Raw genomic sequence first — 17,349 nt, forward strand, 5'->3', positions numbered from 1 at the left:
GGCCCAGAATGGAGCACGCAGATGAACCGCCTCACCAAGGCCGCTGTTGTCGCTATCGCCCTGTCCACCACGGCCGTTCCCCTGCTGGCCGAGGCGCAGAGCCGCGACGATCGTCGGGAATATCGCCAGGACCGCCGCGACGACCGGCGAGACTACCGCTCGGAACGCCGTGACGACCGTCGTGACTGGCGTCAGGGCCGCTACGACAATCGGCAGGATTATCGTCATGACCGGTGGGACGACCGTCGCGACTTCCGCCACGAACGCCGCGATGACCGCTGGGACCGCAACAATCGCAACTGGTGGCGCGGCCGGTCGGACTTCCGGGGCTACAACGGCCCGCGCTCGGGATACTGGTACGCGCCCAGCTACGGCTATTACCGGGTCGAGCCCCGTTACTACGGCTATCGCTGGCGGACGGGCGGCTATCTGCCGCCGCAGTACCGGACCTATTATGTCCGCGACCCGTATTTCTATGGTCTTCGCGAAGCGCCTCGCGGCTATCGCTACGTCCACGCCGGCAGCGACATTCTGATGGTCGCGGTCGCCACGGGCCTGATCGCCAGCGTCCTGTCCAACGTCTATTGAGGACGCCAAGCTGTTGAGCCGACAAGCCCCGCGAGGAAATCTCGCGGGGCTTTTGTCTGGGGCGTCCCCCGAACGGCATTCAGCCGGGGTTCATCGACCAAGCGCGATCATCACCTTAAGCCGCTGGAAAACCAGCGTGCAGGAATGAAAAGACCATGAAACGCCTCCTGATGGCTTTCACCGCCGTCGCCGCCCTGGGCGCCCCGCTGGCCGCACCGATCCAGGCCCTGGCCCAGGACCGTCAGGTCGATCGCGAACAACGCGACGCCGACCGCCCCCAGAGGCCGCAGATCACGCGGGGAGAGCGTCCCACGCCGAACCGTACTTTGCAGTCCCGGCCGGAAGCCCCCTCGCGTCCCGAGCGGCCCCGTCCGGAGCGCCCCGGTTTCGGTGAGACACGGCCGGCGCGTCCGGACCGCCCGCAGACAGGCGAAGACAGGCCCGATCGTCCGAATTACGGCGGCGCACGGCCGGATCGTCCCGACGTCAGGCCCGGCCGCCCGGAAGGCGCCAACCCCGGTCGGCCGCCTCGTCCCGACCGTCCCGAGGGCGGCTGGACTCGCCCCGACCGCCCCCAGACCGGCGGATCTCGCCCTGACCGCCCGTCAAGCGGCGGCCGACCGGATCGGCCGGGCGACAGCGGCGGGCGGCCCCATCGCCCGGACGGCGGCTGGAACCGGCCGGATCGGCCCGACAATGGTCACACGCGGCCCGGCCAGCCCCACCGGCCCGGCTCCGGCTGGAACCAGAACCGCGACCGGCACGACGAATTCCGCCGTCGCTTCAGCAGCGATCAGTGGCGGCGCGACTTCTATCGCAACCACCGGTCCGACTGGTGGCGGGACGACCGTCGCTTCCATGGCTACAGCGGCGTCCGCATGGGGTTCTATTTCGCGCCGGGCTGGGGCTACTACAGCGTGCCCCGCTCCTATTGGGGCCGCGACTGGTCGGCCGGCGACTATCTGCCGGACACCTTTTGGCGTTATCGACTGGACGACTGGCGCACCTATGGTCTCGGCTATCCGCCGGAGGGGGCGCGTTGGGTCCTGGTCGACAATACGATCTATCTGATCGACGAGCGTGACGGCTACATCATCGACGTGATCCGAGACGCCTGGCGTTGGTAGTCTCGACGAAGAAGGCCCGGAGATCGCTCTCCGGGCCTTCTTACTAGAATGGGTCGCTCAAGCAGAGAGCGGCCGCGCCGCGAGCGTTAGCGACCAGCCGGGGGTTTGGGGGCCGCAGCCCCCAAAAATCAAAGACCCAGCTTGGCCTTCAGGATGTCGTTGACCGCGGCCGGATTGGCCTTGCCGCCCGTCGCCTTCATGACCTGACCGACGAACCAGCCCAGGGCCTGGGGCTTCTCGGCGACCGCCGCCGCCTTGTCCGGGTTGGCGGCGATGATCTCGTCCACCGCCTTCTCGATGGCGCCGGTGTCGGTGACCTGCTTCAGGCCGTGTTTCTCGACCACCTCGGCCGGCGAGCCCTCGCCGTTCCAGACGTGGTCAAAGACCTCCTTGGCGATCTTGGACGAGATGACGTTCGTCTCGATCAGCTCGACCAGCTGGGCCACATGGGCGGCCGGCAGGGGGTTCTCGCTGAAGTCCTTGCCGTCGGCGGCCAGACGCGCCGAGACCTCGTTGGTGACCCAGTTGGACACCAGCTTGGCGTCGCGCCCCTTCGCGGCGGCCTCGAAATAGTCCGCCTTGGCCTGTTCCGAGATCAGGACGATGGCGTCGTACTGCGACAGGCCATATTCGCTCATTAGCCGCTTGCGCTTCTCGTCCGGCAGTTCGGGCAGGGACGCCTTGATCTCGGCGATCCAGGCCTCTTCCAGGTCCAGCGGCAGCAGGTCGGGATCGGGGAAATAGCGATAGTCCTGCGCCTCTTCCTTGGACCGCATCGAACGCGTCTCGCCCTTGGTCGGGTCGAACAGCCGGGTCTCCTGAGTGATCGAACCGCCGTCCTCAAGGATCTCGATCTGGCGGCGCGCCTCGTACTGGATCGCCTGGGAGATGAAGCGGAACGAGTTGACGTTCTTGATCTCGCAGCGCGTGCCGAGGAAGCTGAAATCGCCGCTGGCCTTAAACTTCTCGTAGTTGCCGGCGCGGCAGACGGACACGTTCACGTCGGCGCGCAGATTGCCCTTCTCCATGTCGCCGTCGCAGGTGCCCAGATAGATCAGGATGGTCCGGATCTTCTTCACATAGGCGACCGCCTCTTCCGGCGTGCGCAGGTCGGGGCGCGAGACGATCTCCATCAGGGCCGTGCCGGCCCGGTTCAGATCGACATAGCTCTCGGTCGGCGACAGGTCGTGGATCAGCTTGCCCGCATCCTGTTCCAGGTGCAGGCGCTCGATGCCGACGTTGAAGAAGCTGCCGTCCTCGGCCTCCACCTCGACCACGCCTTCGCCGACGATCGGGTAATAGAGCTGGCTGATCTGATAGCCGGTCGGCAGGTCGGGGTAGAAGTAGTTCTTGCGGTCGAACTGGCTGCGCTTGTTGATCTGCGCGCGCAGGCCCAGGCCGGTCTTCACCGCCTGTTCGACGCAGTGCTTGTTCAGCGTCGGCAGCATGCCGGGGAAGCCGGCGTCCACCAGGGACACCTGTTCGTTCGGCCCCGCGCCGAAGCCGACGGCGGCGCCGGAGAAGAGTTTGGCCTTGGAGGCCACCTGGGCGTGGATCTCCAGCCCCATGACGATTTCCCAATCGCCGGTGCGGCCCTTGATGGTTTTCGAGTTCGGAACAGTGTCGGTCATGGGTTCGTCCTAGCGCCGTCGGCGGCGGCGAGAAAGAGGCTGTCTTGAGGGTGTCGCGAAATCGCGCTCAACATCGGTCGCCTCAATGGAGAATCCGATGACCAAGACCCTGTTCGCCGCTGCTGCGGCCTCCCTGCTTCTGGTCGGCGCCGCCTCGGCCCAGACTGCGCCGGCTCCGGCCCCCGAACACGCCTCTGACCACGCGCATGACGAACATCATGCCCAGCATCCGACCATCGAAAGCCCGATCGAGGCCCTGCTGGCCGATCCCGCGACCAAGGCCGTGGTGGAGAAACACCTGCCCGGCATGGACAAGCATCCCGCCTATGGCCAGTTCAAGGCCATGAGCCTGCGCCAGGTCGCGCCCTACTCCCAGGGCCACATCACAGACGAGAAGATCGCGGCGATCGACGCCGATCTGAAGGCGCTTCCGGCGGCCTGATGAAGAGGGAGGGCCGGCGATCACGCCGGCCCTCCATTCAACTCACCACCACTGCCCAGGCTTGGCCGTAAAGCCCGCAGCGCGTTCCAGCGCCGCGCCGACCTGGAAGACCGTGGCCTCGTCCAGGGCCTTGCCGATGACCTGGAGGCCCAGCGGGAGGCCGCCGGAATCGACGCCGGCAGGGACCGAGATGCCCGGCAGGCCGGCCAGGTTGGTCGTGACCGTGAAGACGTCGTTCAGATACATGGTCAGGGGGTCGATCTGCTTGTCCCCCAGAGCAAAGGCGGCCGACGGGGTCGAGGGGGTCAGGATGGCGTCGACCTGGCCCCAGACATTGTCGAAGTCCTCGGCGATGCGGCGACGGACCTTCAGGGCGCGGACGTAATAGGCGTCGTAGAAGCCGGCCGACAGCACATAGGCGCCGATGGTCAGGCGACGCTGGACCTCCTTGCCGAAACCCTCGGCGCGCGAGGTGGCGTAGAGGTCGTCCAGCGAGCTGAACTGATCCGCCCGGTGGCCGAACCGCATGCCGTCGTAACGGGCCAGGTTGGACGAGGCCTCGGCCGGGGCGACGATATAATAGGTCGGCAGGGCATACTTCGTGTGCGGCAGGCTGATCTCGACGATCTCACAGCCCGCGTCCTTCAGCCAGGCCACGCCCTGGTCCCACAGGGCCTGGATCTCGGCGGGCATGCCGTCCACGACATATTCGCGCGGCACGCCGATGCGCAGCCCCTTGACCGACTTGCCGACCGAAGCGGTCCAGTCGGGGGTCGGGACGTCAAGGCTGGTCGAATCCTTGACGTCGAACGAGCACATGGATTGCAGCAGCAGGGCTGCGTCCTCGACCGTCTTGGTGATCGGGCCGGCCTGGTCCAGCGATGAGGCGAAGGCCACCATGCCGAAGCGGCTGGCGCGGCCATAGGTGGGCTTGATCCCGACCGTGCCGGTGAAGGCGGCGGGCTGGCGGATCGAGCCGCCCGTGTCGGACGCGGTCGCGGCCAGGCACAGGTCGGCGGCGACGGCCGAGGCCGAACCGCCCGAGGATCCGCCCGGCGTCAGATCGGCGTTCGAGCCGGTCGATTTCCACGGGTTCTTGACCGGACCGAAGGCCGAGGTCTCGTTCGACGAGCCCATGGCGAACTCGTCCATGTTCAGCTTGCCCAGCATGACCGCCCCGTCGCGCCACAGATTGGCGGTGACGGTCGATTCATAGGGCGGGACGAAGCCGCGCAGCATGTTGGAGCCGGCCGTGGTCTGGACCCCCTCGGTGCAGAACAGGTCCTTGATGCCCAGCGGCGCGCCTTCCAGCGCCCCGCCCTCGCCCGAGGCGATGCGGGCGTCGGAGGCGCGGGCCATGTCCATGGCCTTGTCCGCCGTCACCTCGACATAGGCGTTCAGGGTCGGATTGGCGGCCTCGATGGAGGTCAGGAAGGCCTGGGTGATCTCGGCCGAGGAGAAATCCTTGGCCTTCAGGCCGTCGACGGCGCCCTTCAGGGTCAGTTTGGTCAGGTCGCTCATGACTATTCGACCACCTTGGGCACGACGAAGAAGCCGTCGGCCGACTTCGGGGCGTTGGACAGGACGGCGTCGATCTTGCCGCCGTCGGTGACCACGTCTTCGCGCAGGCGCAGGGGCTGGGCGACGTTCGAGGTCATGGGCTCGACGCCGTCGACATCGACCTCGTTCAGCTGTTCGATCCACTGCAGGATGCCGTTCAGCTCCTGGGCCAGCGGCTCCAGCCGATCCTCGGGGGTCTTGATGCGGGCGAGATGCGCAACCTTGCGCACCGTCGCAGCGTCGATGGCCATGCGGCCCTCCAATGCACGTCGATAAAGGGGTCTAGGGGCGGGATTAGCGGCACAGGCGGGGATTCACAAGAACGAGCCGGTGTTCGCCTTCAACCATGGCGGCGCCGGGCGCCTTGGCGCAAAAGCAGGGTGACAAGCTGCCAAACGCGCCAAACCTGCCAAACCCACTTCACAGCGCACCTCCCGCGTTTATGACCTGACACTATAGCCTCGCCTGGAGGGCCGTTGGGTTGGGTACGCAAAATGCGCCTGAAAGCCTTGCCTGGCCGTACATCGGCATGATGGGCAGATAAATTCCGGGCCTGCCACGTCACTCCGCCGACACGCTCTGCGCCTCAGCAGGACCAAATGCGGCATGGGCGGCGAGCGCCAAACGTCCGGCCGCATTGACGTCACAGTCACACGTCTTGCTTTGGCTTCGCGCAACTACAGGACAGGCCATGTTCGTCGCCGCCATAGCCGCCGCCGTCTTGCAGTCTGTCCCCGCGCCCACGCCCTGCAGCTATGACAGGGAGGCGATGCTGGCCCTGTCGCCTCAAGCTTTCGATCAAGACATGGAGGGGGGTTGGCGTCCGCTCGGGAACAGGCGCGAATGCCGCGACACGGCCGTTGAGCTTCTGGCCGCCTATCGCAAGGCGCGCTGGAGAGACATGACCAGCGACCAGCTTCACACCAACTATTGGCACGAGGGCCAAGTCCGAGCCGCCTTGGGCCAGACGGATCATGCCGTGCGGCTGCTGCTGGCGGGGGTCAGTCCTGATCCCATCGGCGACGGTAAGGCGGACTATGCGATCGGAACGGTGGCCTTCCTGCTCAAGGACCGCGCCGCGTTGCAAGCCGCTCGAGACCGTCTCGCGGCCGTTCCGCCTCCCCCGGGATTCGAAGAGGATGCGGCGAGGTTTAAAGCCCAATATGGACGTGAGCTAAGCTGGCCGCTCAACCTCGATGTGCTCGACGGCTTTCTGGCCTGTTTCGACAAGCCTTACGACGAAGCCTACAGCCGCGACTGCCGGCCCTGACGCTGTTTCCATAAGCCTCCGCCTTTGACTTCCCTGCGCGCCGGTCCTAACCGCAGGCCGTGCCCGTTCTCGACCTCCTTGACCTGCCCGCCGCCTGCCCGCCCGACACGCCGTGGATGGGGCTGGATCTGGGCGAGAAGACCATCGGCGTCGCCGTGTCGGATGCGACGCGCCTGATCGCCTCGCCGCTGGAGCTGATCCGCAAGTCCAAGTTCACGCTGGAGGCCGATCAGTTGTTCAAGCTGATGGCCCATCGCAAGGTCTCGGCCCTGGTGATCGGCCTGCCCGCCAATATGGACGGAACCGAGGGGCCGCGCGCCCAGTCGTGCCGCGCCTTCGCCCGCAATCTGGAGCGGCTGCGGCCGGTCAACATCGCCTTCTGGGACGAGCGGCTGTCCACCAGCGCGGTCGAGCGGTTCCTGATCGAGGATCTGGACCTGAACCGCAAGCGCCGCGCCCAGGTCGTGGACCGCACCGCCGCCGCCTGGATTCTGCAGGGGGCGCTGGACCGGGTGCGGGATCAGGCGACCTGGGTTTGACGGGGCTGATCGCCGGCGTCCTGCCGGTCTTTCTGATGATCGCCCTGGGCTATGGGCTGCGAAAATCCGGCTTCCTGCCCGATGAGGCCTGGCGGCCGATCGAGAAGCTGTCGATCAACATCTTCTATCCGAGCTTCCTGATCCCCGCGATCTGGCATGCCGATCTGTCGGGCGGCGGGGCGACGGTGGCGGGGGCTGCGGCGGTGGGGGCGACCCTGATCGTGGCGGCGGCGACATTCGCTGCGAAGCCGCTGATCCCGCTGGACGGGCCGGCCTATACCAGCGTGTTTCAGGGCGTGATCCGCTGGAACAGTTTCGTCTTCGTGCCGGTGATCCAGTCCGTCTATGGCTCGGAGGGGACGGCCATGGCGGCGGTCGCCATCGCCTTCATCATTCCGGTGACCAATATCACCTGTGTGGCGGTGCTGGCCAAATGGGGGTCGTTGAAACGCGAGCCCTCGGCCCTGGGCCTGGCCAAGTCGATGCTCGCCAATCCGATCCTGCTGGCCTGTCTGATCGGGTTGGCGCTGAACCTGTTGCGCGTGCCCCTGATCCCCGGCCTGTCGGACGCGATGGACCTGCTGGGCGCGGCCGCCCTGCCTCTGGGCCTGATCGTCGCCGGCGCCGGTCTGTCGTTCGCCGAGGTCAGGCGCCGTCAGGGAACCATCGCCGCCGTGACCCTGGTCAAGCTGGGGGTCATGCCGCCGCTGATGTGGTTCATCGCCTGGGCGCTGGGCGGCGACAGTCTGGCCCAGGGGATCGCCCTGATCTGCGGGGCGGCGCCGGGTTCGGCCGCCTCCTACATACTGGCGCGCCAGATGGGCGGGGATGCGCCCCTGATCGCGGGGGTCATCGCCCTGACCACCGTGGGCAGCGCCGTGGTCATTCCGGTGCTGCTGGCCCTGTTCCACTTCGCCTGATTTGGGGGGCTGACTGGCGCTCCACACTGGCGTTTGCGCCGACTCCCGCCTATAGGCGCGTCTCGATGACCCAGCCCCACGACGTCACCGACCAGACCATTCGCGAACGGCTGGTTCCGTTCCCCAAGGCCCATTTTCTGGCCGCCTCGGATCTGAACCCCTTCGTCACGCCGCAGCTGCTGGACCTCGGCGACGCCTTCGTCGACTTCAATCGGCAGTCGTCCAAGGCCCTGGACCTGCTGCACGGGCGCACGGTGGTGAACCTGTTCTTCGAGAACTCGACCCGCACCAGTTCGTCGTTCGAGATCGCCGCCAAACGTCTGGGCGCCGATGTGGTGACCATGCCGGTCGGCTCGTCCTCGGTGAAGAAGGGCGAGACCCTGATCGATACGGCGGTGACGCTGAATGCGATGAAGCCGGACATTCTGGTCATCCGCCATTCGGCCTCGGGCGCGGCGGAGCTGCTGAGCCAGAAGGTCGGCTGCGCCGTCGTCAACGCCGGGGACGGCCGCCACGAACATCCGACTCAGGCCCTGCTGGATCTGCTGTCGATGCGGCGGGCTTTCGGCGATGTGACCAGCCTGACGGTCGCCATCTGCGGCGACATCACCCACAGCCGCGTGGCGCGGTCAAACGTGGCGATGTTGCAGATGATGGGCGCGCGGGTGCGCCTGATCGGGCCGCCGACCCTGGTGCCCGGCGACGCCGACCGCTGGGGCTGCGAGGTGTTCCACGACATGCGCGAGGGGCTGGCCGGCTGCGACGTGGTGATGATGCTGCGGCTGCAGCTGGAGCGGATGGCCGGCGCCCTGGTGCCCTCGACCCGCGAATATTTCCGCTTCTGGGGTCTAGACCGCGAGAAGCTGGCCTGGGCCAAGCCGGGCGCCCGGGTCATGCACCCCGGGCCGATGAACCGGGGGGTCGAGATCGATTCCGACGTGGCCGACGACCTGGACGTCTCGCTGATCCAGGATCAGGTCGAGATGGGCGTCGCCGCCCGCATGGCCGTGCTGGCCTCCCTGTCGGCCCGCTGGGGGGACAAGTGATGACCACCGTCGCCATCCTAAATGCTCGCCTGCTGGATCCCGCCACGGACTATGACGGCCCCGGCGGCGTGCTGATCGAGAACGGCCGCATCGTGCGGGTCGTTCACGGCGTATCGCTCATCGACGCCGACCAGACCATCGACGCGGACGGCCACTGCCTCGCGCCCGGCCTGATCGACATTCGGGTCAAGACCGGCGAACCGGGGGCCGAGCCCAAGGAGACGCTGAAGTCCGCCAGTCTGGCCGCCGCGGGCGGGGGCGTGACGACCATCGTGGTCCAGCCCGACACCGATCCCGCCGTCGACGACCCGGCGATGATCGACTTCATCCAGCGTCGCGGCGCGGCCCTGAACCTGGTCAATGTCCGTGCGGCCGGCGCCGCGACCAAGGCCCTGGACGGCCAGCGGATGGCCGAGATCGGTCTGATGGACGAGGCCGGCGCCCTGTATTTCACCGACGGCGACAAGGTCATCGTCAACAGCCGCACCCTGCAGAGGGTGATGAGCTACGCCGCCGCCTTCAACGCCCTGATCGCCTGCCGTCCGTCCGATCCCTGGCTGACCGAGGGGGCCGTCGCCGCATCCGGCGAACTGGCCACGCGGCTGGGCCTGTCCGGCAGCCCGGCCATCGCCGAGCGCATCGGGCTGGAGCGCGACCTGGCCCTGGTCGAACAGACGGGCGCCCGGTTCCTGGTGGATCAGATCTCGACCGAAGGGGCGCTGGAGACCCTGGCGCGGGCCCGCGCCAAGGGGCTTGAGGTCGCCGTCAGCGTCTCGATCAACCACCTGTGCTTCAACGAGGTGGACATCGGCGATTATCGCACCTTCTACCGGCTGGACCCGCCGCTGCGCTCCGAGGCCGATCGTCAGGCCCTGATCGAGGCGGTGCGCGAAGGGCTGATCGACGTCATCACCTCGGCCCACGCCCCCGCCCCGGCCGAGGACAAGCGCCGTCCCTTCGCCGAGGCCGCGCCCGGCGCCGTCGGCCTGGAGACCCTGCTGCCCGCCGCCCTGACCCTGCACCACGAGGACGGGCTGGACCTGCTGGACGTGCTGCGGCCCCTGACCCAGGGACCGGCGGCCCTGCTGGGCCTGGACGCCGGTGTGCTGGCCGAAGGCGCGCCCGCCGACCTGGTTCTGTTCGATCCCGGCGCGCCGATCATCGTCGATGCGGACAAGCTGCGCTCGAAGTCGAAAAACTCGCCGTTCGACGGGCGACGGCTCCAGGGCAAGGTGATCGGGACCTGGGTGGGCGGCCGGAAGGTTTTCTGACCCACCCTTCCCTCTCCCGCTCGGAGAGGGCTTGAGCGCACGAGAGCGAAGCGATCGTCCTTGCGCGAAAGGGTGAGGGGTAAGGTGGTGCGAGTTGGCCCACCGCTGCTCCCTCATCCGGCCCTGCGGGCCACCTTCTCCCCACGGGAGAAGGAAGAATAATGGCTCACGCCGTCAGCATCCGCTTCACCACCCGTTTGAACGGCGCCGTCGCCTGCCCGGCTCTCAGCGCCACTCCGCGCGCCAGACGGGCCGGGGGCGTCTCCTCGGTGAACAGGCGTACGAGGGCGTTGGTGCCCTGGTACAGGGGCCAGCTGGCGAGGCGGTGGTCGCGTTCATAACGGGCCAGCAGGCGTTCCGAGCCGATGTCCCCTCCGCGCGCCGATCTCACCACCTTGGCCAGCGTATCCTGTCCGCGCAGACCCAGGTTGAAGCCGTGGGCCGTGACCGGGTGCATGCCCACGGCGGCGTCGCCGATCAGGGCGAAACCCTCGCCCGCGAACCGGCGGCTCCAGGTCGTGGCCAGCGGATAGGCGTGACGCGTGTCGATCAGTTCCAACCCGGTCAGCCGCCCCTTCAGCCGCCGCTCCATCTCGACTGAAAAGGCTTCGGGCGACAGGCGCATCAGGTCGGCGATGGCGGGGGCGGCCAGGGTCAGGACGACGGAGGAGACCCGCTCCTCGACGTCCGCGACCGGCAGCAGGGCCACGGTCTGGCGATGGTCGAACCATTCGGTCGCGACATGGCGGTGCGCCTGGTCGTGCCGCATCCGGCAGACCATCATCGAGCGGCCCAGCCGGTTCATCTCGACCCCGACGCCCAGCTGGTCGCGCACGCCCGAAAAGCGCGAATCCGCCGCCACGATCAGCTTCGCCCGGATCGCCGTCCCGTCGTCCAGCACGACCCGCCCGCGCGGGGCGGCGTCCTGGACGGCGCAACTGGCCACCCGCCGCCCGGCCATCAGGGTCACGCCCGGCTGGCCCTCCACGACCTCGAACAGGGCGCGGCGGATCAGGTGATTGGGGATCAGGACGCCCAGCCGATCGGCGCCGCCGGCGTCGAAGGTCAGGGCGAAGGGCGAGCCGCCGTCCAGCACCCGCGCCTCGCGCAGGTCCGAAATCTCTTCCGCCGGAACCTGGTCCCAGGCGTCCAGGCTCTTCAACAGACGGATGGAGTTGTGGGTCAGGGCGATCTCGCGCCCGTCGAAGGCCGGGTCGCGCAAGGCCGCCTCGGCCTGTCCCTCGATCAGAGCAACCGTCAGCCCCGCTCCGGCCAGGGACCGGGTGAAGGCCAGGCCCGCCGGTCCGGCCCCGACCACGGCCACGTCGAACATCAGATCATCGCGCATGCTGAACTCCTGATCTTCCTCCTGCCCTAACTGCGCCGCCAGGCCCTTGATTCAGCGCAAATCGTCGCGTCAGCGCGGGCGGCGGCAGGTCGCGGCCTTGGCGACCTCCGCCCCCAGCACCGACTGGACCACCAGGGGCGTGTCGGTGGCGATCACGGTGACGCCCTGGCGGACCAGGTCGCGATATTCGGAGACGTCGCCGTCGGCGGCGTAACGGTCGTCGCGGCGACGGCCCTCGGCGCCCAGGGTGCCGAACTGGACCTCGACACCCGCCTGACGCAGGGCCGACCACAGGGCGGGGCGTTCCTCGCGCGTGCCGGTCCAGGCCAGGATCTGCGACGCGTTCAGCCCGTCCAGATCCTCGACGCCGTCCAGACCGGCCGAGATCATCATCTCCGGCGCCAGGGCCGCGACGGCGCGGGCGTCGGCGTCACTATAGGTGATCAGTATGACCCGGTTCTGCGCGCCCGAACGCCGCACCTGGTCGATCACGGCGCGCGCCAGATCGACCGTGGTTGCGCCGTCCGCCGGCTTCAGATCCAGACTGGCGATGGCGCCCACGCGCCCGGCGGCGTCCAGCGCCTCGGCCAACGTCGGGGGCGCGGCGTCGGTCAGGGCGCCGTTCGAGGCCTTCAGCCGGGCGGCCTTGACCTGGGCCAGGGTCAGGTCGGCGACGCGGCCCCGCCCGGTCGTGGTCCGGTCCATGGTCTCGTCGTGCATCAGGACCAGATGGCCGTCCCTGGTCAGGACCGCGTCCAGTTCGAGGACAGCGCCCGGAATGGCCCGTCCGGTCGCCTCGATGGCGGCGATGGAGTTCTCGGGCTGGTCCATGGCCGAGACCGCCCGGTGCGCCGAGATGGCCACGCCGCCGTCCCTCACGCAGTCGAAATAGGCGGCCATGGCCGGTCCGCCCATCGGCGGCGGGCTAACCGGCGCGGCGCCGACGCAAGCCGAGGTGGACAGCAGCAGAATCAGGGCGGCGGCGGCGGGGATTCGGGTCATGGCGCACTCCGGCAAGGCGGGCGGACCTGACCCTGCGGCAATCATTGGGTCAAGAGGTCGGATCGCCCTTGCTCCGCAAGGCGCGCCGACGCATTTTGCCACAGCATTCCGTGGGGAGAGAATCAACGTGCAGGATCTGGCAGGCCCCGCGATCGGGACCTTGGCGCTGGTCGCGCTGGGCGGCTATCTGCTCGGCTCGATTCCGTTCGGCGTCGTGATCACCCGCGCCGCCGGCGCCGGCGACGTGCGCAACATCGGGTCCGGCAATATCGGCGCGACCAATGTGCTGCGGACGGGCCGCAAGGACCTGGCCCTGGCCACCCTGCTGCTGGACGCCGGCAAGGGGGCGGTCGCCCTGTTGATCGCGCGCGCCCTGTTCGACAGCGAGGTCGCGGGCGCCATCGCCGGCGGCGCGGCCTTCCTGGGCCACCTGTTTCCCGTCTGGCTGAAGTTCAAGGGCGGCAAGGGCGTGGCCACCTTCTATGGTCTGCTGCTGGCCGCCGCCTGGCCCCTGGGCCTGATGGCCGGAGCGGTCTGGCTGATCAGCGCCTTCGTCTTCCGCTATTCGTCGCTGGCGGCCCTGATCTCCTCGGCGACCGCGCCCCTGCTGGCCCTGCTGCCGCTCGCCGCCGTCGGCCTGCCGGTGGGCATGCCGATCCTGTGCCTGACCGTCTTCGCCGCCGTGCTGATCTGGGTTCGCCACCATCAGAACATCGCCCGGCTGCTGAAGGGCGAGGAACCGCGTATCGGGGCCAAGAAGGCGTGAGCCTGTCGGCGGACGAACGGTTCGCCCGGCTGCGGCTCGCCCGCACCGACCGCATCGGTCCCGTCGCCTTTTCCCAGCTGCTGGGCCGCTACGGCTCGGCCATTCGCGTGCTGGAGGTCCTGCCCGATCTGGTCCGCAAGTCCGGTGCTGCCTCCATTCCCCCGCCCGTCGCCAAGATCGAGCGCGAACTGACCGATGGTGAGCGGGTCGGCGCCCGCCTGCTGGTGCTGGGCGATCCCGACTATCCCGAGATGCTGGCGGCGCTGGATCCGCCCCCGCCGATCCTGTGGACCCGGGGTCGGGTCGAACTGCTGAACGCGCCCTGCGTCGCCATCGTCGGCGCGCGCATCGCCTCGGCCGGCGGACAGCGGATCGCGCGCGGCCTGGCGCTGCAACTGGGTCAGGCCGGCCATGTCGTCGTCTCGGGCATGGCGCGCGGCATCGACGCCGCCGCCCACGAAGGCGCCTTGGCGACCGGGACCGTCGCGGTTCTGGGCGGCGGTGTGGACGACATCTATCCGCCCGAACACGCCGACCTCTACGCCCGGCTGGTCGATCAGGGCTGCGTCGTGTCCGAAAGCCCGGTCGGCGCTCGCGCCCAGGCGAGAGACTTCCCCCGCCGCAACCGCATCATCTCCGGCCTGTCGCGCGGCGTCGTGGTGGTCGAGGCCGAGATCAAGTCCGGCTCATTGATCACCGCCCGGCTGGCGGCGGAACAGGGGCGCGACGTCTTCGCCGTGCCCGGCTCGCCGCTGGACCCGCGCGCCAAGGGTCCCAACGAACTGCTGCGCCAGGGGGCCATCCTGTGCGAGGGGATCGAGGATATCGAGCGCGCCTTCAACACCCTGCGCACCCTGCGCGCGCCGCCGTCGGAACCCATGGACTATGGCGAGGTGGACGACGCCTTCCTGGACCGGGTCGCCGCCCTGCTGTCCCCCACCCCGACGCCGCGCGACGAGATCGCGCGCGCCCTGAACGCCCCCATGGGCCAGGTCGCCGCCGCCCTGCTGGAACTGAGCCTGGCGGGCCGTGCGGAGCTGCTGCCGGGCGGTCTCGCGTCCATATAGTGAAGTCTCTTCCGGATTCGTCTTCGATCCGTGATAGTCACCCGATATTCCGCAAGTTTACGGGCGTCCGGCGGCCGGTGCATTGACACATGGCTCCGCTCCAACCACGTTCGCGCCCCTTCCCGAGACCGAACACGCATGAACCTCGTTATCGTCGAGAGCCCCGCAAAGGCCAAGACCATCAATAAATACCTCGGCTCCGGCTATGAGGTTCTGGCGTCCTACGGCCACGTCCGCGACCTGCCGTCGAAGGACGGCTCGGTCCTGCCCGACGACGACTTCTCCATGCACTGGGAGGCCGACGCCAAGGGCGCCAAGCGGCTGTCCGAAATCGCCGAGGCCGCCAAGCGCGCCGACCGCGTCATCCTGGCGACCGACCCCGACCGCGAAGGGGAAGCCATCAGCTGGCACGTGTTGGAGGTGCTGAACAAGAAGAAGGCACTGAAGGACACGCACGTCGAGCGCGTCACCTTCAACGCCATCACCAAATCCGCCGTCCTCGAGGCCATGGCCAATCCGCGCCAGATCGACATGGAGTTGGTCGAGGCCTATCTGGCCCGCCGGGCGCTGGACTATCTGGTCGGCTTCACCCTGTCGCCGGTCCTGTGGCGCAAGCTGCCGGGCGCGCGCTCGGCCGGGCGGGTCCAATCCGTCGCCCTGCGCATCGTCGTCGATCGCGAGATGGAGATCGAGAAGTTCAAGGCGCAGGAATACTGGTCCATCGAGGCCGATCTGAACGCCGACAGCCCGCCCTTCACCGCCCGTCTGGTCAAGCACGCCGGCAAGCGAGTGCAGCGTCTGGACATCAAGGACGAGGCGACCGCCGCCGCTGCGCGCGCGGCCATCGACGCCGGCGACTTCACCATCAACTCGGTCGAGAAGAAGCCCGTCCGCCGCAACCCGGCCCCGCCCTTCACCACCTCGACCCTGCAACAGGAAGCCTCGCGCAAGCTGGGCTTCAGCGCCCAGCGCACCATGCAGGCGGCGCAGAAACTGTATGAGGGCGTGGACGAGACCGGCGGCCTGATCACCTATATGCGGACCGACGGCGTCCAGACCACGCCCGAGGGCATCGCCCAGGCGCGAGAGGTCATCGCCAAGGAGTTCGGCCCGGCCTTCGTTCCTCAGGAACCGCGCTATTACAAGACCAAGGCCAAGAATGCTCAGGAAGCGCACGAAGCGATCCGGCCGACAAACATCGCCCGTCATCCGGACAGCCTGCGCCTCGAATCCGATCTTCAGCGTCTGTACGAGCTGATCTGGAAGCGGATGGTCGCCTCGCAGATGGAGGCGGCGCGCATGGACCGCACCACGGTGGAGATCGAAACCTCGGACGGCCTGACCGGCCTGCGGGCCACCGGCCAGGTGGTGACGTTTGACGGCTTCCTGGCCGTCTATGAGGAAGGCCGCGACGAGAAGCAGAAGGGCGCGGAAGAGGACGAGGGCGACGACACCAGCCGGCTGCCCGCGCTGAAGGAAGGCGCCAAGGCCAAGGTTGACGCCATCCGCACCGACCAGCATTTCACCGAACCGCCCCCGCGCTATTCGGAAGCCACCCTGGTCAAGAAGCTGGAAGAGCTGGGCATCGGCCGGCCGTCGACCTACGCCTCAACCCTGTCGACCCTGCGCGACCGGGAATATGTCCGCGTCGACAAGAACCGCTTCTATCCGGAGGACAAGGGACGGCTGGTCACGGCCTTCCTGGAGCAATTCTTCCGGAAATGGGTCGAATACGACTTCACCGCCGCCCTGGAGACGCGTCTGGACGAGGTGTCGGCCGGTCAGCTGGACTGGAAGGTCCTGCTGCGCGAGTTCTGGTCGGACTTCCACGCCGCGACCCAGGCCGCCGGCGAACTGCGCACCACGGCCATTCTGGACGCGCTGAACGAGTCGCTGGGCGCCCATATCTTCCCGGCCAAGGAAGACGGGTCCGACCCGCGCGAATGCCCCCTGTGCCACCAGGGCCAGCTCAGCCTGAAGACCAGCCGGTTCGGCGCCTTCATCGGCTGCGAACGGTACCCGGACTGCAAATACACCCGCCCCGTCGCCAGCCCTTCGGCTGAAGACGGGTCGGCGGAAAGCGGCGACCGCGAACTGGGCATGGACCCGGAGACCGGCCAGCCGGTGCAGCTGAAGATCGGCCGTTTCGGCCCCTATGTCGAAATCACCCCGCCCGAGGGCGACAAGCCCAAACGCTCGTCCCTGCCCAAGGGCTGGTCGCCCGCCTCGCTGACGCTGGACCAGGCGCTGCGCCTGCTGGCCCTGCCTCGTGAAGTCGGGGTCCACCCCGAGGACGGCAAGATGATCACGGCGGGCCTGGGCCGGTACGGACCCTTCGTCCTGCACGCCGGCACCTATGCGAACGTCTCGGACATCGACGAGGTGTTCGAGGTCGGTCTGAACCGCGCCGTCGCCCTGCTGGCCGAGAAGCGCGCCGGTCGTCCCGGTCGCGGCGCCGCCACGGCTCCGCTGAAGGACCTGGGCGCCCACCCGGAGACGGGCGAGCCGATCCACGTCATGGCCGGCCGCTTCGGGCCCTATGTCAAATCGGGCAAGATCAACGCCACCTTGCCCAAGGGCGTGGCGCCCGAAGACCTGACTGTGGAAGACGCCCTGCCCCTGCTGGCCGCCAAGGCCGGGGCGGCGCCGAAGAAGAAGGCCCCGGCGGCCAAGAAGGCGGCTGCGCCGAAGAAGGCTGCGGCGGCCAAGAAGCCGGCGGCCAAGAAGGCGCCGACGAAGAAGGCCAAGGCCAAGACGGAAGACTGACGTCCT

16 protein-coding genes are annotated in these 17,349 nt (G+C 68.3%); 11 read left to right on the forward strand and 5 right to left on the reverse strand.

The window, feature by feature from the left end:
- Positions 1–21: 21 nt before the first annotated feature.
- Together GYM46_RS01090 and GYM46_RS16740 are read left to right on the forward strand one after the other, a co-directional pair.
- A complete protein-coding gene (locus GYM46_RS01090) occupies positions 22–588 on the forward strand; it encodes an RcnB family protein (protein ID WP_008261688.1) in 567 nt (188 codons plus the stop codon).
- Positions 589–743: 155 nt separating this feature from the next.
- Positions 744–1,715, forward strand: a complete 972-nt coding sequence (locus GYM46_RS16740) for an RcnB family protein (protein ID WP_008260484.1) — start codon at positions 744–746, stop codon at positions 1,713–1,715.
- 128 nt (positions 1,716–1,843) lie between these two features.
- On the opposite strand, the gene gatB is transcribed toward GYM46_RS16740, so the two are convergent.
- Positions 1,844–3,346 (reverse strand): Asp-tRNA(Asn)/Glu-tRNA(Gln) amidotransferase subunit GatB, encoded by a 1,503-nt coding sequence (gene gatB / locus GYM46_RS01100; RefSeq protein ID WP_035309534.1) that lies wholly within the window; start codon positions 3,344–3,346, stop codon positions 1,844–1,846.
- A gap of 97 nt (positions 3,347–3,443) precedes the next feature.
- Here gatB and GYM46_RS01105 point away from each other — a divergent pair, with 97 nt between their 5' ends.
- Complete coding sequence (locus tag GYM46_RS01105; protein ID WP_154726215.1) at positions 3,444–3,788, forward strand: hypothetical protein; 345 nt, start codon at positions 3,444–3,446, stop codon at positions 3,786–3,788.
- Between the two features lie 42 nt (positions 3,789–3,830).
- On the opposite strand, the gene gatA is transcribed toward GYM46_RS01105, so the two are convergent.
- Positions 3,831–5,309, reverse strand: coding sequence for an Asp-tRNA(Asn)/Glu-tRNA(Gln) amidotransferase subunit GatA (gene gatA, locus GYM46_RS01110; protein WP_008262220.1), 1,479 nt, complete (start codon positions 5,307–5,309; stop codon positions 3,831–3,833).
- Positions 5,310–5,311: 2 nt separating this feature from the next.
- Positions 5,312–5,599 carry an Asp-tRNA(Asn)/Glu-tRNA(Gln) amidotransferase subunit GatC gene (gatC, locus tag GYM46_RS01115; protein ID WP_008261275.1) on the reverse strand — a complete coding sequence of 96 codons (288 nt, stop codon included), beginning with the start codon at positions 5,597–5,599 and terminating at the stop codon, positions 5,312–5,314.
- Positions 5,600–6,039: 440 nt separating this feature from the next.
- Here gatC and GYM46_RS01120 point away from each other — a divergent pair, with 440 nt between their 5' ends.
- From GYM46_RS01120 to pyrC, 5 genes are all read left to right on the forward strand, one after another.
- A complete protein-coding gene (locus GYM46_RS01120; protein WP_008261487.1) occupies positions 6,040–6,618 on the forward strand; it encodes a hypothetical protein in 579 nt (192 codons plus the stop codon).
- A gap of 59 nt (positions 6,619–6,677) precedes the next feature.
- Complete coding sequence (ruvX, locus tag GYM46_RS01125; RefSeq protein WP_008264119.1) at positions 6,678–7,157, forward strand: Holliday junction resolvase RuvX; 480 nt, start codon at positions 6,678–6,680, stop codon at positions 7,155–7,157.
- Positions 7,154–8,077 (forward strand): AEC family transporter, encoded by a 924-nt coding sequence (locus GYM46_RS01130; protein WP_008259361.1) that lies wholly within the window; start codon positions 7,154–7,156, stop codon positions 8,075–8,077. Before ruvX ends, GYM46_RS01130 begins: the two co-directional genes overlap by 4 nt.
- Before the next feature lie 65 nt (positions 8,078–8,142).
- The gene (locus GYM46_RS01135) at positions 8,143–9,123 is read left to right on the forward strand and encodes an aspartate carbamoyltransferase catalytic subunit (protein WP_008260068.1); all 981 of its coding nucleotides are present in this window, start codon (positions 8,143–8,145) and stop codon (positions 9,121–9,123) included.
- Positions 9,123–10,394, forward strand: a complete 1,272-nt coding sequence (pyrC, locus tag GYM46_RS01140; RefSeq protein WP_164952579.1) for a dihydroorotase — start codon at positions 9,123–9,125, stop codon at positions 10,392–10,394. Before GYM46_RS01135 ends, pyrC begins: the two co-directional genes overlap by 1 nt.
- Before the next feature lie 166 nt (positions 10,395–10,560).
- On the opposite strand, the gene ubiM is transcribed toward pyrC, so the two are convergent.
- Positions 10,561–11,742 carry a 5-demethoxyubiquinol-8 5-hydroxylase UbiM gene (gene ubiM / locus GYM46_RS01145; RefSeq protein ID WP_008263583.1) on the reverse strand — a complete coding sequence of 394 codons (1,182 nt, stop codon included), beginning with the start codon at positions 11,740–11,742 and terminating at the stop codon, positions 10,561–10,563.
- A 69-nt stretch (positions 11,743–11,811) separates the two neighbouring features.
- Positions 11,812–12,744, reverse strand: coding sequence for a glycerophosphodiester phosphodiesterase family protein (locus GYM46_RS01150; RefSeq protein ID WP_008262939.1), 933 nt, complete (start codon positions 12,742–12,744; stop codon positions 11,812–11,814).
- A 127-nt stretch (positions 12,745–12,871) separates the two neighbouring features.
- Between GYM46_RS01150 and plsY the strand changes: the two genes are divergently transcribed.
- The 3 genes from plsY (at position 12,872) to topA (ending at position 17,343) form a co-directional block, all read left to right on the forward strand.
- Positions 12,872–13,510, forward strand: a complete 639-nt coding sequence (gene plsY / locus GYM46_RS01155; protein WP_035308749.1) for a glycerol-3-phosphate 1-O-acyltransferase PlsY — start codon at positions 12,872–12,874, stop codon at positions 13,508–13,510.
- The gene (dprA, locus tag GYM46_RS01160; protein WP_008263412.1) at positions 13,507–14,577 is read left to right on the forward strand and encodes a DNA-processing protein DprA; all 1,071 of its coding nucleotides are present in this window, start codon (positions 13,507–13,509) and stop codon (positions 14,575–14,577) included. Before plsY ends, dprA begins: the two co-directional genes overlap by 4 nt.
- Positions 14,578–14,715: 138 nt before the next feature.
- Positions 14,716–17,343: a type I DNA topoisomerase gene (topA, locus tag GYM46_RS01165; protein ID WP_008261370.1), complete on the forward strand. Its 2,628-nt coding sequence runs from the start codon at positions 14,716–14,718 to the stop codon at positions 17,341–17,343.
- Positions 17,344–17,349 lie beyond the last annotated feature (6 nt).

Source organism: Brevundimonas mediterranea (genome assembly GCF_011064825.1).
Taxonomy (GTDB): Bacteria; Pseudomonadota; Alphaproteobacteria; order Caulobacterales; family Caulobacteraceae; genus Brevundimonas; species Brevundimonas mediterranea_A.

Coding starts and splice junctions, on each gene's coding strand:
- GYM46_RS01090 (WP_008261688.1), top strand. CDS start 22: ATGAACCGCCTCACCAAGGCCGCTGTTGTCGCTATCGCCCTGTCCACC.
- GYM46_RS16740 (WP_008260484.1), top strand. CDS start 744: ATGAAACGCCTCCTGATGGCTTTCACCGCCGTCGCCGCCCTGGGCGCC.
- gatB (WP_035309534.1), bottom strand. CDS start 3,346: ATGACCGACACTGTTCCGAACTCGAAAACCATCAAGGGCCGCACCGGC.
- GYM46_RS01105 (WP_154726215.1), top strand. CDS start 3,444: ATGACCAAGACCCTGTTCGCCGCTGCTGCGGCCTCCCTGCTTCTGGTC.
- gatA (WP_008262220.1), bottom strand. CDS start 5,309: ATGAGCGACCTGACCAAACTGACCCTGAAGGGCGCCGTCGACGGCCTG.
- gatC (WP_008261275.1), bottom strand. CDS start 5,599: ATGGCCATCGACGCTGCGACGGTGCGCAAGGTTGCGCATCTCGCCCGC.
- GYM46_RS01120 (WP_008261487.1), top strand. CDS start 6,040: ATGTTCGTCGCCGCCATAGCCGCCGCCGTCTTGCAGTCTGTCCCCGCG.
- GYM46_RS01135 (WP_008260068.1), top strand. CDS start 8,143: ATGACCCAGCCCCACGACGTCACCGACCAGACCATTCGCGAACGGCTG.
- pyrC (WP_164952579.1), top strand. CDS start 9,123: ATGACCACCGTCGCCATCCTAAATGCTCGCCTGCTGGATCCCGCCACG.
- ubiM (WP_008263583.1), bottom strand. CDS start 11,742: ATGCGCGATGATCTGATGTTCGACGTGGCCGTGGTCGGGGCCGGACCG.
- GYM46_RS01150 (WP_008262939.1), bottom strand. CDS start 12,744: ATGACCCGAATCCCCGCCGCCGCCGCCCTGATTCTGCTGCTGTCCACC.
- topA (WP_008261370.1), top strand. CDS start 14,716: ATGAACCTCGTTATCGTCGAGAGCCCCGCAAAGGCCAAGACCATCAAT.